We start from the raw sequence: 15,030 nt of genomic DNA, 5'->3' as shown, positions 1-15,030 counted from the left end.
ATAGTCATTGCGAGGAAATTACGAAGTAATTGACAAAGCAATCTCAGGATATTTTATGAGATTGCCATGAGGCCTACGGCTGCTTGCAATGACGACTCGGTATCCACACGGGCAATGCTCGTTCGCAATGACAAGAAAATGAGGAGACATAAACCACATGAAACTAACGCCTATTGAAGTAGCTGAAATATTACAAAAGGAAATAGCTAATATTAATTGCTTAAGTGAGCTTGAGGAAGTAGGGCAGGTAATAACCGTCGGTGACGGTATAGCCCAAATTTACGGTCTGGCTAATGTAAAATCCGGTGAAGTAGTAGAATTTAAATCCGGTGTTAAGGGCCTTGTTTTAAACTTGGAAAACGATAGTGTCGGTGCTGTAATTATGGGGGATGATAACCAAGTACAGCAAGGTGATAATGTCAAAAGAACTAAAGAAGTTTTAGAAGTACCGGTAGGAAAAGCTTTGCTTGGTCGTGTTGTTGATGCTCTAGGTAATCCTATTGACGGCAAAGGCGATATTGCAAGTAAAGAGTACAGACATATCGAGATGAAGGCTCCGGGGATAATAGAAAGAACGAGCGTGAGTGAACCCGTACAAACCGGAATAAAGGCTATAGATTTGTTAATCCCAATAGGTAGAGGACAAAGAGAGTTAATAATCGGTGATAGGCAAACCGGAAAAACGGCTATAGCCGTTGATACTATTATTAATCAAAAACAAGTTCATTCACTTACTAATGAAAGTGATAAAATTTATTGTATTTATGTAGCTATTGGGCAGAAAAGATCAAGTGTTGCACAAATAGTAAAAAAACTAGAAGATGCCGGAGCCATGGACTATACACTCATTGTTTCGGCTACTGCTTCAGAAGCTGCAGCTCTTCAATTCATTGCCCCTTATTCTGCCTGTAGTATGGGCGAATATTTTCGTGATAACGGCATGCACGCACTTATTATTTATGATGATTTAAGTAAGCATGCCGTTGCATATAGACAAATCTCATTATTACTTAGAAGACCTCCCGGGCGAGAAGCCTATCCCGGCGACGTGTTCTATCTGCATTCAAGGTTGCTTGAGCGTTCTGCTAAAATGTCAGAGGAAAAAGGCAGCGGTTCACTTACTGCTCTTCCTATAATTGAAACGCAGGCAGGTGACGTATCTGCATATATCCCAACAAATGTTATTTCAATTACCGACGGTCAAATTTTCTTAGAAAGTGAGCTATTTTATAAAGGTGTAAGACCTGCCGTTAATGTCGGTATTTCGGTAAGCCGTGTTGGTTCTGCAGCACAAATAAAGGCTATGAAGCAGGTAGCAGGTTCGGTAAAGCTAGAGCTTGCTCAATTTAGAGAGCTTGAGTCTTTCTCGCAATTTGGATCAGATTTAGACCCTGCCACTAAAGCACAAATCGATCACGGTAAAAGATTAGTTGAGATATTAAAACAAGCTCAATATAATCCTTTTCCGGTAGAAGAACAAATCGTAAGTATTTATGTCGGAACTAAGAAATATTTAAATGATGTTCCGCTTCAGAAAGTAAAAGAATTTGAAGATAAAATGCTTACGGAGATAAGGTTAAATAAAAAAGATATTTTGGAATCAATAAAAAACGAGCAACGTATAACCGAAGAAACCGAGCAGAAACTGAAAGCATTTTTAGAAAACTTCGTTAAGGAATTTGTTAAATAAGATGATGTTGTTTTTGTGTGGATACTAAATCGTCATTGCGAGTGACTGAAAGGAGCGTGGCAATCTCAGGATATTTGACGAGATTGCAACAAAGCTTCGTTCCTCGCAATGACATAAAAATACTAAATAAATATGTCAAATTTAAAGCAGTTAAGAACTAGAATTAAAAGCGTTAAATCTACACAAAAGATTACTAAAGCAATGCAACTAGTATCAGCTTCTAAAATGGCAAAAATAAAGAGTCAAATAGCCAATTCAAATTTTTATATTGAGGCTATTAGTAACATGATGTCTGCTATATTATCAATTGATATGTATGAGTTATCTATAGAAGAGCAGAAATTTTTTAATACCGTGCCGAATAAAGCAAATTTATTGATAGTTATGACATCACAGCGTGGTTTATGCGGAACGTTTAATTACAGTATAATTAAGCAAGTTAAGAATGATATTAAAGAGTTAGAAAATAAAGGCGAACAAATAAAACTTATCATTATTGGAAAAAAAGGTTACGAAGCACTAAAAAGGCAATATGTAAATTATATTGATAGTTATTTTGAGTTACCCAAAATTCATGATGAAAATCTGATGCTACAAGTAAAACAAAAAATTATGTCGGCAGTAGAAAATCTAGAAGTTAGTAATTGTGTTGTATATTTTAATAAATTTAAGAACGCAATGACTCAAATTATGACTAGACAACAGATTTTACCGGTAGCAAAATATCAGGATGATTCTATGATAGATAATCCTATAGTTAATTTAGTCGGATTCGGATACAAGGAACGAGGAGCGAAGCCTATAAATAATAGGAAAGCGACGAGTGACATAGTAGGCGAGTCCAAATCAATTGACTATAATTATGAATATGAGGGAGAGAATCTCATTTCTAATCTAATTAATTTATATGTGAATTCCCAAATAAATTATGCTTTACTACAAAGTAGAGCAAGTGAGGAGGGAGCTAGAATGACCGCTATGGAAAATGCAACAAATAATGCTAATGATTTAATAAGCAAGTTAGTTTTAAAGCTAAATAGATCAAGACAGGCTATTATTACTACGGAATTAATAGAGATTATAGCCGGTTCAGAAGCGGTTTAGATATACTCGTTTAATTTGAAAATTGGCTTCGTTGTTTCATATTTTTTGATCCTCACGTACTAGTATGTACGCTGTCAAAAAATATGAAACGCCTTGCTCTTTTCCACATTAAACTGCGTCTATCTATTCTTCATTTTATTCGTAGTATATTTTTTAACAAAAGAAAAAATCATGACAAAGAATATTGGAAAAATTACTCAGATTATTTCAGCGGTAGTGGATGTAAAATTTACGAATAACGGTGAGTTACCGGAAATTTTAAATGCTCTAGAGTGCTATAACGATAAACAAAGGATAGTACTGGAAGTAGCACAACATATAGGTGATGGTACGGTGCGTTGTATTGCTATGGATTCTACGGAAGGGTTAGTGCGGGGCGTAGAAGTAATAGATACAGGCAGTCCTATTCGTATTCCTGTAGGTACTGAGACGCTTGGGCGTATTATGAATGTTGTAGGTGAGCCGATTGACGGTAAAGGAGATATTAAAAGCTCAAATATTTCTTCTATATATAAGCCTGCTCCTGATTTTACCAATCAGTCAACCGAGAGTAATATATTAGTAACCGGTATTAAAGTTATTGATTTACTTGCTCCTTATACTAAAGGCGGTAAAATAGGACTATTCGGTGGTGCAGGAGTCGGTAAAACCGTGCTTATAATGGAGCTTATTAATAACGTAGCTAAAGCACATGGCGGTTATACGGTATTTGCAGGAGTAGGTGAGAGAACTAGAGAAGGTAATGATCTTTACCATGAAATGATTGACTCGGGTGTTATTAACCTTGCAGAACCTGAAAAGTCAAAAGTAGCTTTAGTTTATGGACAAATGAACGAGCCGCCGGGAGCAAGGGCAAGAGTTGCGTTAAGCGGTCTGACCATTGCGGAGAGTTTTAGAGATATGAATGAAGGGCAGGATGTTTTGTTTTTTGTAGATAATATTTTCCGTTTTACTCAAGCAGGTTCTGAAGTATCGGCGTTACTCGGTAGGATTCCGTCAGCGGTAGGGTATCAGCCTACTCTTGCAACCGATATGGGCGAACTACAAGAGCGTATCACCTCTACTAAGCATGGCTCAATAACTTCCGTGCAGGCTATATATGTACCGGCAGATGATTTAACTGATCCTGCTCCTGCGACTTCTTTTGCACATTTAGATGCTACAACAGTACTTAGCCGTCAGATAGCCGAGTTTGGGATTTATCCAGCAGTTGATCCGTTAGATAGTAATTCGCAGGTACTTGATCCGATGATTGTCGGTGAAGAACATTATAGTGTAGCAAGACAAGTGCAGCAGGTTTTACAAGCTTATAAATCGTTACAGGATATTATCGCTATTTTAGGTATGGATGAGCTATCCGAAGAAGATAAACTAACCGTGGCACGTGCTAGAAAAATACAGCGTTTCTTATCGCAGCCTTTCCATGTCGCTGAAGTATTTACCGGAGCTGCAGGCAAATTTGTTAATCTAGCTGATACTATCGCAGGCTTTAAAGGACTTGTAGAGGGTCAATACGATGATTTACCGGAAGCTGCTTTTTATATGGTTGGAACTATAGACGAGGCTATAGAGAAGGCGCAGACGTTGAAGTGACGTTGATGTCATTCCCGCGTAGGCGGGAATGACATAGTAAGTTTACTATATTATTCTATGAACGCAACAATTCTAGTCAAAATAATTACTCCTTTAAGTATTGCATTTGAAAAGCAAGCTAAAATGGTAACAATGCCGGGTGAGGATGGTATGTTTGGAGTGCTGCCGAGTCACGTTCCGATGATTGTTAGTTTAAAAGCCGGTTTAATGCAGGTTTATATAGATGATATGCATAAATCCGAAAACACTTATCTTATTTCCGGCGGTGTAACCGAAGTAACGGCAAATTATATTAATATAGCTACGGAAACGGCTATTAACGTTACGAATTTGAGTGAAGCGGAAATAGCAACTAAGCTTCTCGATCTTCAAAAAACTTTATCAGATCAACATTAAGTTGTTTAAAAAATCTACGTTTTGGGATAAGGTTATTTTAATGTCATTGCAAGGCTTTTTTCCGTCATTGCGAGGAGCGAGAAGCGACGTGGCAATCTTATCAAACTTCCTGAGATTGCCACGCAGTGTTAAGGCTGCTCGCAATGACGATGTTCATTCCACATAATCAAGTGAGAAACAAATGTCAAAAGTACATAATTCAGAATATATACAAGAGTTATCAGTCGATAATACTTCATACAAAATTTACGATATAAATAAAGCGGTAAGCGATATCGATCTTCCCTTAAAAAAGCTTCCATATAGTTTAAGAGTATTATTTGAGAATGTATTACGTTCTAATGGTTCAAAGCAAAGCTTACTTGTATTTAAAGAATGGCTAAAAACTAAAAAATCTGATGCGGAAATAGATTTTATGCCGGCAAGAGTTTTGATGCAGGACTTTACCGGTGTACCTGTTATTGTAGATTTGGCGGCTATGCGTGATGCGATGAAGAAAATAGGAGGCGATCCGTTAAAAATTAACCCGCTTATTCCTGTTGATTTGGTAATAGACCATTCCGTAAGCGTTGATTCTTATGCAGATAAGGATGCATTCAATAAAAATGTTCAAATGGACATGAAACGTAATATAGAGCGTTACGCATTTCTTAAATGGGGGCAGCAAGCATTTAATAATTTTAAAGTAGTGCCGCCAGGTACGGGTATTTGTCATCAGGTAAATTTAGAATATTTAGCAAAAGTCGTGTGGCATAAAGACGGCACCCTTTATCCTGATAGTTTAATTGGAACGGATAGCCATACAACTATGGTAAACGGTTTATCGGTGCTTGGTTGGGGAGTCGGCGGAATAGAGGCAGAAGCTGCCATGCTAGGTCAACCTCTTACTATGATCCTGCCGGAGGTAATTGGGGTAAAACTAACAGGAAAATTAACAGGTATAGCTACCGCAACCGATTTAGTTTTAACCGTTACCGAGATGTTGCGGAAAAAGAAAGTAGTAGGTAAATTTGTCGAGTTTTTCGGTGAGGGGCTTAAAAACTTAACGATTGCCGATCGTGCTACTATTTCTAATATGTCGCCTGAATATGGTGCTACTTGCGGCTTTTTCCCGATTGATCAAGAAACTATAAAATATCTAGAGCTAACAGGTAGAGAAAAAACGCAAATCAGATTAGTAGAGCAATACGCAATCGAGCAGAATCTTTGGTATGATTTTGAACATGCGGCAGAATATACCGAGGTTTTAGAGCTAGATTTATCTATGGTACATAGTTCACTTGCCGGTCCAAAACGTCCGCAAGATCGAGTAAACTTAAACGATGTAGCAAGTAATTTTAAATATGAATTACCGAATTTTGCTTTAGAAAATAAAGACATTGATAAAAAATATGCCGTAGCAAATCAGAATTATGAAATCGGTAACGGCGATGTGGTAATTGCAGCAATTACTAGCTGTACTAATACTTCTAATCCTTCGGTTATGATTGGTGCAGCACTTCTTGCTAAAAAAGCACTAGAACACGGGTTAAAGGTAAAACCTTGGGTTAAAACTTCTCTTGCTCCTGGTTCAAAAGTCGTAACGGAATATTTGAAGCTTAGTGGTCTTGATAAATATTTAGATGAATTAGGGTTTAATTTAGTAGGTTACGGTTGCACTACTTGCATCGGTAATTCCGGACCTCTAAATCCAGAAATAGAGGAAACTATTAACAAAAACGGGCTAGTTGTTGCTTCTGTTTTATCTGGTAATAGGAATTTTGAAGGGCGAATTAATCCGCTTACTAAAGCAAGCTATCTCGGCTCGCCTATTTTAGTCGTAGCATATGCACTTAGCGGCACTCTTAATATAGATCTAACAAATATGCCTATAGGAGAAAATATTTATTTAAAAGATATTTGGCCAAGCAAAGAAGAGATAGATGAAGTTATTGCAAATTCAATTAATTCCTCTATGTTTATAGAAAAATATTCTGATATATTTAGCGGAACGAAAGAGTGGAAAGATTTACAGGTTACTAATAGTTCTACTTATAACTGGAATAAGAATAGTACCTATATTAATAATCCACCTTATTTTAAGGATATAGGCAGCAAGAATAATATACAAGATATAAAATCTGCAAAAATTCTAGCAATTCTCGGTGATTCTATTACTACCGATCATATTTCGCCGGCAGGTAGTATTAGTAAAACCAGCCCTGCTGCTAAATATTTAACGGACCATCATATAGAGCCTCTAGATTTCAACTCTTACGGATCACGTAGAGGAAATCATGAAGTAATGATGCGTGGCACATTTGCTAACATTCGTATAAAAAATGAGATGTGTAAAGGTGTAGAAGGCGGGTTGACCATAAACCAGTTAAGCGGCACGCAGCAAACTATCTACGATGCAGCTATGGACTACAAAGCTCATGATGTATCGGTAGTGATTTTTGCAGGTAAAGAATATGGCAGCGGCTCATCTAGAGACTGGGCAGCAAAAGGACCTGGGTTGCTTGGTGTAAAGGCAGTGATTGCCGAGAGCTTTGAGCGAATACATCGCTCAAATTTAGTAGGTATGGGTATTTTACCGTTAACTTTTACCGGCAATAATACAAGATTAGATTTAAAGTTAGACGGTTCAGAAACTATTGACATTACAGGCTTAAGCGAGAATATAAGCTCTTATAATCCTGTTAAATGCGTGATAAAAAAACAAACTGGTGCAATAAGAACAATCGATTTAATATTGCAAATATTTACGGATAATGAAATAAATTATATAAAGCACGGCAGTATTATGCATTTTGTGGTAGAGAGTTTGAAGGGGTAGTTTGCTGGTATAGTCATTACGAGGAAATTGCGTAGCAATTGTACGTAATCTTGGGATTTTGTTATTATTTCATGAGATTGCCACGCAGCCTACGGCTGCTTGCAATGACAACTCAGGTAGCCATGCAACAACGCCACACGGGAACGACATAAAGAGGTAAAAATATGGACAAGCATCTTAAAGAATATACCGAGAGCGGTAAGAAAAATTTAATTGTGGTATATATATTATATTTATGCGGGATCGTAGCTCCGATATTGCCGTTAATCGGGGTATTTTTTGCATATCTTAACAAAGATAAAGGCGATAACTTTGCAATTAGTCATTACGTGTTTTTATTTCGTACTTTTTGCCTTGGGGTTCTTGGGTGGATTGTATGTTTTATATTTACGTTTATCATGATTGGAGTAGTACTATACTTTATACTCGCTGTTTGGTATATACTTCGTGTTGCCATCGGTTTTAAATATATGATAGAAGACAAAGCATCCCCAGACCCTATGACTTATTGGATAAAATAAAAATGATAAAGCTGAACGTAGACGGCTCTGAAATAGAAGTATCAGAAGGTAGCACCGTTTATCAAGCCTGTACACAAGCAGGAAAAGAAATCCCTCATTTTTGTTATCATGAGCGTCTAAAAATCGCTGGTAATTGCCGTATGTGCTTGGTTGAAATGGAAAAATCACCAAAGCCTATAGCTTCTTGTGCTATGCCGGTAAGTAACGGTATGGTTATTCATACCGATACGCCTATGGTAAAAAAAGCACGTGAAGGGGTGATGGAGTTTTTACTGATTAACCATCCTTTAGATTGTCCTATTTGTGATCAGGGCGGAGAGTGTGATTTACAGGATCAGGCTTTCAGATACGGCAAAGGTACTAATAGATTCCACGAAAATAAGAGATCTATTAAAGATAAATATATAGGACCGCTGATTAAAACAGCTATGACTAGATGTATACAATGCACAAGATGTATTAGATTTGCGAGCGATATAGCGGGAATAGAGGAAATGGGAGCTATTCATCGTGGAGAACACATGGAAGTAACTTCATATTTAGAGCAAACTTTAGATTCCGAAATTTCCGGTAATATGATCGATATTTGTCCCGTCGGTGCTTTGAACTCTAAGCCTTATGCTTTTAAAGCTCGTAAATGGGAGCTAAAACATACCGCTAGCATTGGAGTGCATGATGCCGAAGGCTCTAATATTCGTATTGATAGTAGAGGCGATGAGGTAATGAGGATATTACCTCGTGTTAATGAAGAAATAAATGAAGAGTGGCTTTCGGATAAGAATCGTTTTAGTTATGATGGTTTAAAATATCAGCGCTTGGATCGTCCTTATATCAGAAAAAACGGTAAGTTAGTAGAAGCTAGCTGGAGTGAAGCTTTAAAGACAGTAGCGGATAAAATAAAATCCGTAAAACCAGAAAAGATTGCTGCTATTGCTGGTTCTCTCTCTTCTGTCGAAGCAATGTTTATGTTAAAAACATTATTGCAAAAGCTTGGCTCTAATAATTACAGCGTTAATCAGTTTGACTATAAACTAGATACCATGCAGCGAGGCAATTATTTATTTAATACTACTATTGCAGAGATAGAAAAGGCTGATTTATGTTTGCTAATCGGAGCAAATCCAAGGCAAATAGCTCCAGTATTAAATAGTAGAATAGGTATGCGAGTACGTGCCGACTCACTAAAAGTAGCAAGAATAGGTGGGGGGCATAACCAAACCTATAAAATTCAGGATTTAGGAAGTGATATTAAGATTATTGAGGAGCTAGCCATTGGTACTCATGAGTTTACGAAAGCCTTAAAAGCAGCAAAATATCTGATGATTATAGTAGGTGACGGTGTATATGCAAGAGATGACGGATATGCTATATTGTCGCTTATTCATAAGATAGTGACTGAATATAATATTATGCGTGATGATTGGAAAGGTTTTAATATATTGCATAATCACGCTTCTATAGTTGGCGGTCTTGATATTGGTTTTAATACTCCTATTAAGCTCGAAGAGTTGGAACTCGCTTATTTACTTGGAGCGGACGCCATCCCATTTGATAAGCTGAAATCGACTTTTATAATATATCAAGGACATCACGGGGACGCAGGTGCTAGCAGTGCTGATGTAATTTTACCTGCGGCTGCTTATACCGAGCAGAGCGGAATTTACGTAAATTTAGAAGGTAGACCGCAAATAGCAGAAAAAGCAGTATCGCCTGTAGGGGTAGCTAAAGAAGATATAGAAATTATTAAAGAGCTTGCCGGTTATCTAAAAATAGATATAGGAATGGATAATTTGCAAGAAGTAAGAGTAAGGCTTGCTAAAGAATATAAGGTATTTGCTAGTATTGATAGAATTATAGAAAATAAATTTAGTAAGTTTAGCTCTAAAGATAAGTTATCAAAAGAGCCTATCACTGCAGAACCTATTAATTATTATATGACTGATGTGATTAGTAAAAATTCGGTCACTATGGCTAAGTGTGTTGAGGCTAAGGAAGCAAGAGACGAGGAGGCGGCATGATGAAAAATATGCTATTCTCACCCCGTATGTTATTCCCGCAAAAGCGGGAATCCAGCTCTTTTTTTGTAAATTATTTTCTGGATTCCCACTTTTGCGGGAATGATATAATAAGAGTACAATCATGCTAGAACTCTTTTTTGAATATATTTTTCCGTTAATTATCATCGCTCTAAAGGTAGTTGCAATTACTATCCCTTTAATATTGTGCGTTGCGTATTTAACATATGCAGAGCGTCGTGTTATTGGATTAATGCAGCTTCGACGAGGACCTAACGTTGTCGGTCCGTTTGGATTACTTCAGCCTATTGCCGATGCGGTTAAGCTCTTATTCAAAGAGCCGATCATTCCAACCAATTCCGATAAAATATTATTTATTTTAGCACCGATGATAACTTTTATATTAAGTTTAATCGGTTGGGCAGTTATACCCTTTGCAAAGGGCGTAGTTCTGGCAGATATTAATGTAGGTGTTTTATATATTCTTGCTATTTCTTCTTTAAGTGTTTACGGCATTATTATTGCTGGCTGGGCTAGTAACTCAAAATATGCTTTTTTAGGAGCTATACGTTCCTCTGCCCAAATGATTTCTTATGAAGTGTCAATGGGGCTGGTTATTATTACCGTGCTACTTACTACCGGTACTCTCAATTTAAGTGAGATCATTGAAGCACAAAGAACAATGCCGTGGTGGATTGATTTAATGCTACTACCTATGGGTGTCGTGTTTTTTATCTCAGTGCTTGCCGAAACAAATAGATTACCTTTTGATTTACCTGAAGCAGAATCGGAGTTAGTTGCTGGCTATAATGTTGAATATTCCTCTATGGGATTTGCTTTATTTTTTCTAGGTGAATATGCTAATATGATATTAGTTAGTGCAATGACTACGACTTTCTTTTTAGGAGGTTACTTGCCGCCCTTTAATATATCGTGGTTAGATTGTATTCCGGGGTTCTTTTGGTTTGTATTTAAGGTCGGATTCTTATTGTTTTGTTTTTTATGGATTAGAGCGACCTTACCAAGATATCGCTATGATCAATTAATGCAACTTGGCTGGAAAGTATTTTTACCTCTAACTTTATTTTGGGTAGTGTTAGTATCAAACGTGCTTGTTTATACAGATAATTTACCAAGTATTTAGGTGTTATTGTCATTGTTGCTTGATCGGTTTACCCGTCATTGCGAGGAAATTACGAAGTAATTGACGAAGCAATCTCAGGATATTTGACGAGATTGCTACACAGCTTACGGCTGCTCGCAACGACGACTCGGTATCCATGCGGGTGATGCCCTGTAGAAATACATCGATCTTTAATATATAATTTTTATGATAAACTATTTAAAATCGTTTTTTCTATATGAGATAGTAAGGGGGATGGCTTTGACTTTAAAGTATTTCTTTAAGCCCAAAGTTACCATAAATTATCCTTATGAAAAAAGCCCTGTTAGTCCAAGATTTAAGGGTGAACATGCCCTACGTCGCTATGAAAACGGTGAAGAACGCTGCATTGCGTGCAAACTCTGTGAGGCGATTTGTCCGGCACAAGCGATAGTAATTGAAGCGGACGAACGAGAAAACGGCAGCAGGCGTACTACTCGTTATGATATAGATATGACAAAATGCATTTATTGCGGATTATGTCAGGAAGCTTGCCCTGTAGATGCAATAGTTGAAGGTCCTAATTTTGAGTTTGCAAGTCTAACTCATACCGCACTTATTTACGATAAGGAAAGATTACTGCAAAATGGCGATAGATGGGAACAGGCACTCGCTAGTAAACTACACAAAGATTACGAGTATAGGTAATATACTCGTTTAATTACTCGCCATTTATTCGGAATATATACGTATATTATGCTATTGTGATTCTGTTAATAGGTTCATTTCAAAAAAGTTAAATTAAAAAAATATATCATGAAAATTCGAACCTTGCATTCGAGATTTCATAAACCTTTGTAATTTAATTATTGCTTTTCTTTTTTTTGACTTTTATTCTCTTAATTGTAAATAATTATAAAAACTAAAAAATTATGTTTATAAAACAGATTTATAGTATGGTAGTTTGTTTTGTTACTACTATAGTTTTATTGATAACGCTCTCTATTACATTTAATGCATTCATTACATTATTCCTACCGGAATAAGAGGAACTCATAAAATTATAGTACTAATGAGCAATATTTAAAGCTAAAATCATATTATAAGGATTTATATGAACAATTAAAAGGGTTGCCTCTAAAAGAGCTAGAAGACAAGAGAATTAGTTATAAGAATAATATATAGAAGTTACTAAAACACATGCTGTAAGTACAATAATTAATTGTTCAATTGGGATTATAGTTAGCCTTATATTTTTTATTGTACATTGGGAGATTTATAAAAATACGCAAAACAATAATAATTAATCAAGCTGTAATATCTGTGCAGATTTTATAGAGCTTTCTAGATGAGAGGATAGAAGAACAATACCGCCGCTATTTGTTTTCATGACAATTAGATTATTGAGTAAATCCCTATTTTCTTTGCTTAAGTTAGTGTCAACTTCATCAAGTAGCCATAAGTCAGATTGGCAAGCAATAAGTCTTGCTATGGCTACGATTTTCTGCATTCCGCTAGACAAACTATAGCATTTTTTATCTAATAAGTCGTGTAATTTGAAGTAATGAATAGCAGCATATAGGGTTTCAGCGGAATTATAAATTTCTGACCAAAATTTTAGATTCTCAAAAACAGTCATTTCTGATTTTAGACCTAAATTATGACCGATATAAGTGCAGTAAAGTTTAGCGATATTGTTAATATTACAGTTTCTATAGTAGATATTACCGCTACTCGGTTGCATAATTCCTGCTATCATTCGTAGCAACGAGCTTTTCCCACAACCGTTAGCTCCTTTTATATATGTGATAGAAGAAGGAAGAAAAGTAATATTTAGATCAAATAAGTTTTTAAATTGTAATTGATGAAGTGATAACATGTCCTTGTCATACCGTGGCTTGACCACGGTATCCATAAAAGCAATTCAAAATACTAATAATTTTACTAGATATCGTGATCAAGCCACAGTATGACATCTGTTGCATTTAATTTTCATAATGCTCTTCTGGTATGGTCCTAGTTAATTCTGTATTATCTTGTTGATTATTATGACCAATTCCAAGTTTCTCACGAGCATTGCTTCAAGCTTCTTTATGATCTGATGCATCAGGATTTACCACATGACTTATATCTATGCCTGTTACCTTATTAGCTTCTTGACCTAGTTTTTTAGTTGCGTTGTTTAATTCATGGTTTATTTTTTTTAGTTTCTTTTGCTATTTTTTCATATAAATCTCACTTTTAAGTTCTATAATTAGAGTAGCATTTATATTTTTTGTAAGCAATTAAAATTTTACCAGCAAATTTTCCACCGATAAGCTAAATACATTTAAAATAGAACTCGGCATTAGACCAAAGTAAATAATTAATAATATTAAAGGAGCTATTGAGATTATTTCGTATTTATATAAATCTCTGAAATGCATAATTTCTTTATTGGTAATTTCACCGAGCATTACTTCTTTGTATAATTTCAGCATGTAAACCGCCCCGAAGATTATGCCGAGAGCTGCTATAAAGGTTGCTACTACATTCACCTTATAAATCCCAAGCAGGCTTAAAAATTCTCCAATAAATCCACTAGTTCCGGGTAACCCGACAGAGCCGAGCATTGCAATCATAAAAAATGCGGCAAGCACCGGCATTTTACTTGCCACACCACCATATTTAGCTATTTCTTTTGTATGTAATCTTTCGTACAAAGTACCGACTATTAAGAATAGACATGAAGAAATCACGCCGTGGCTAAGCATCTGAAATATTGCTCCGCTAACTCCGGCTTTAGTAAAGCTAAAAATACCTATCGTAACATATCCCATGTGTGCAATAGATGAATATGCTATCATCTTCTTCATATCTTTTTGAGCAAGCGCAACGAGTGATGCATATATTATAGCAATAACGCTAAGGTAAATTACGTAAATTGCAAATTCTTGTGATACACTCGGACATAGAGGTAGTAATACTCTTAAAAAACCGTAACCGCCGAGTTTTAGCAAAATACCGGCAAGAATAACCGAGCCGCTGGTTGGAGCTTGTACGTGTGCATCGGGTAGCCAAGTATGAAAAGGAATCATAGGGATTTTAACGGCAAAAGCAATAAAGATAGCCCACCATAAAATTTGCTGAGCAAATAATGGAATATTATCGGTAAGCTGAAAGATATAGGTTAAATCAAAGCTATGCATTTTGCTATAAATATAAATTAATGAAAGCAGGAAAAATACAGAACCAAAGAACGTATATAAGAAGAATTTAAGAGCTGCATATATTCTATTCTTGCCACCCCATACGCCGATCATAATATACATCGGCACTAATATTGCTTCAAAAAACAGATAAAACAATAGTAAATTTACCGAGGTAAATGCCCCTATACAAAAAGATTCCATTAATAAAAAACATACCAAATATTCTTTAATATATTTTTTAATGGTAAATAAGCTTCCAATTATACAAATAAGAGTAAGAAAAGAAGTTAGAACCACAAAAAATATTGATATACCGTCAACGCCTATATGGAATTCAAGCCCGATCTTATCAAGCCAAGCGTAGCGTTCAACAAATTGATAAGCGGGGTTTGAGGAGTCAAACTCTATTAAAATATAGATAGTTGAGATGAATGTTAAAACAGAACTAAGCACTGCAACATACATTACATATATCGGTTTATCTGCTTTTTTACTTTGACTAATAAACAGCAAAATATATAGCACGCTTATTAGCGGCAGAAAAATACTGATAGATATAATAGGTAATTCTAACATTCTTTAAGATTTTATGAGTTTTTT

At 35.9% G+C, this 15,030-nt stretch carries 11 protein-coding genes; 9 read left to right on the top strand and 2 right to left on the bottom strand.

Annotated features, from left to right (window positions below):
* Nucleotides 1-157 precede the first annotated feature (157 nt).
* The 9 genes from atpA to nuoI all read left to right on the top strand — a co-directional run bounded on the left by atpA (nucleotide 158) and on the right by nuoI (nucleotide 11,947).
* Entirely contained in the window at nucleotides 158-1,690 is a 1,533-nt protein-coding gene (gene atpA / locus RJP_RS06310; protein WP_014121114.1) for a F0F1 ATP synthase subunit alpha, read from the top strand.
* Nucleotides 1,691-1,822: 132 nt separating this feature from the next.
* The gene (gene atpG / locus RJP_RS06305; protein ID WP_014121113.1) at nucleotides 1,823-2,794 is read left to right on the top strand and encodes an ATP synthase F1 subunit gamma; all 972 of its coding nucleotides are present in this window, start codon (nucleotides 1,823-1,825) and stop codon (nucleotides 2,792-2,794) included.
* A 171-nt stretch (nucleotides 2,795-2,965) separates the two neighbouring features.
* Nucleotides 2,966-4,387, top strand: a complete 1,422-nt coding sequence (atpD, locus tag RJP_RS06300) for a F0F1 ATP synthase subunit beta (RefSeq protein WP_024704377.1) — start codon at nucleotides 2,966-2,968, stop codon at nucleotides 4,385-4,387.
* Between the two features lie 57 nt (nucleotides 4,388-4,444).
* Entirely contained in the window at nucleotides 4,445-4,783 is a 339-nt protein-coding gene (locus RJP_RS06295; protein ID WP_014121111.1) for a F0F1 ATP synthase subunit epsilon, read from the top strand.
* Between the two features lie 181 nt (nucleotides 4,784-4,964).
* A complete protein-coding gene (acnA, locus tag RJP_RS06290) occupies nucleotides 4,965-7,601 on the top strand; it encodes an aconitate hydratase AcnA (protein WP_014121110.1) in 2,637 nt (878 codons plus the stop codon).
* A 164-nt stretch (nucleotides 7,602-7,765) separates the two neighbouring features.
* The gene (locus RJP_RS06285) at nucleotides 7,766-8,122 is read left to right on the top strand and encodes a DUF4870 family protein (protein ID WP_014121109.1); all 357 of its coding nucleotides are present in this window, start codon (nucleotides 7,766-7,768) and stop codon (nucleotides 8,120-8,122) included.
* Between the two features lie 2 nt (nucleotides 8,123-8,124).
* Nucleotides 8,125-10,140 (top strand): NADH-quinone oxidoreductase subunit NuoG, encoded by a 2,016-nt coding sequence (gene nuoG / locus RJP_RS06280; protein WP_024704376.1) that lies wholly within the window; start codon nucleotides 8,125-8,127, stop codon nucleotides 10,138-10,140.
* Between the two features lie 121 nt (nucleotides 10,141-10,261).
* Nucleotides 10,262-11,281, top strand: a complete 1,020-nt coding sequence (gene nuoH / locus RJP_RS06275; protein WP_014121107.1) for an NADH-quinone oxidoreductase subunit NuoH — start codon at nucleotides 10,262-10,264, stop codon at nucleotides 11,279-11,281.
* Between the two features lie 186 nt (nucleotides 11,282-11,467).
* Nucleotides 11,468-11,947: an NADH-quinone oxidoreductase subunit NuoI gene (nuoI, locus tag RJP_RS06270; protein ID WP_014121106.1), complete on the top strand. Its 480-nt coding sequence runs from the start codon at nucleotides 11,468-11,470 to the stop codon at nucleotides 11,945-11,947.
* 595 nt (nucleotides 11,948-12,542) lie between these two features.
* On the opposite strand, the gene ccmA is transcribed toward nuoI, so the two are convergent.
* Both ccmA and RJP_RS06260 read right to left on the bottom strand, forming a co-directional pair.
* Nucleotides 12,543-13,118, bottom strand: coding sequence for a heme ABC exporter ATP-binding protein CcmA (gene ccmA / locus RJP_RS06265; protein WP_024704375.1), 576 nt, complete (start codon nucleotides 13,116-13,118; stop codon nucleotides 12,543-12,545).
* Between the two features lie 406 nt (nucleotides 13,119-13,524).
* Complete coding sequence (locus RJP_RS06260) at nucleotides 13,525-15,006, bottom strand: NADH-quinone oxidoreductase subunit M (protein ID WP_014121104.1); 1,482 nt, start codon at nucleotides 15,004-15,006, stop codon at nucleotides 13,525-13,527.
* Between the last annotated feature and the right edge of the window lie 24 nt (nucleotides 15,007-15,030).

The sequence above is a fragment of the Rickettsia japonica YH genome (genome assembly GCF_000283595.1).
Lineage (GTDB): Bacteria > Pseudomonadota > Alphaproteobacteria > Rickettsiales > Rickettsiaceae > Rickettsia > Rickettsia rickettsii.
This window is presented reverse-complemented; position numbering and strand designations above follow the sequence as displayed.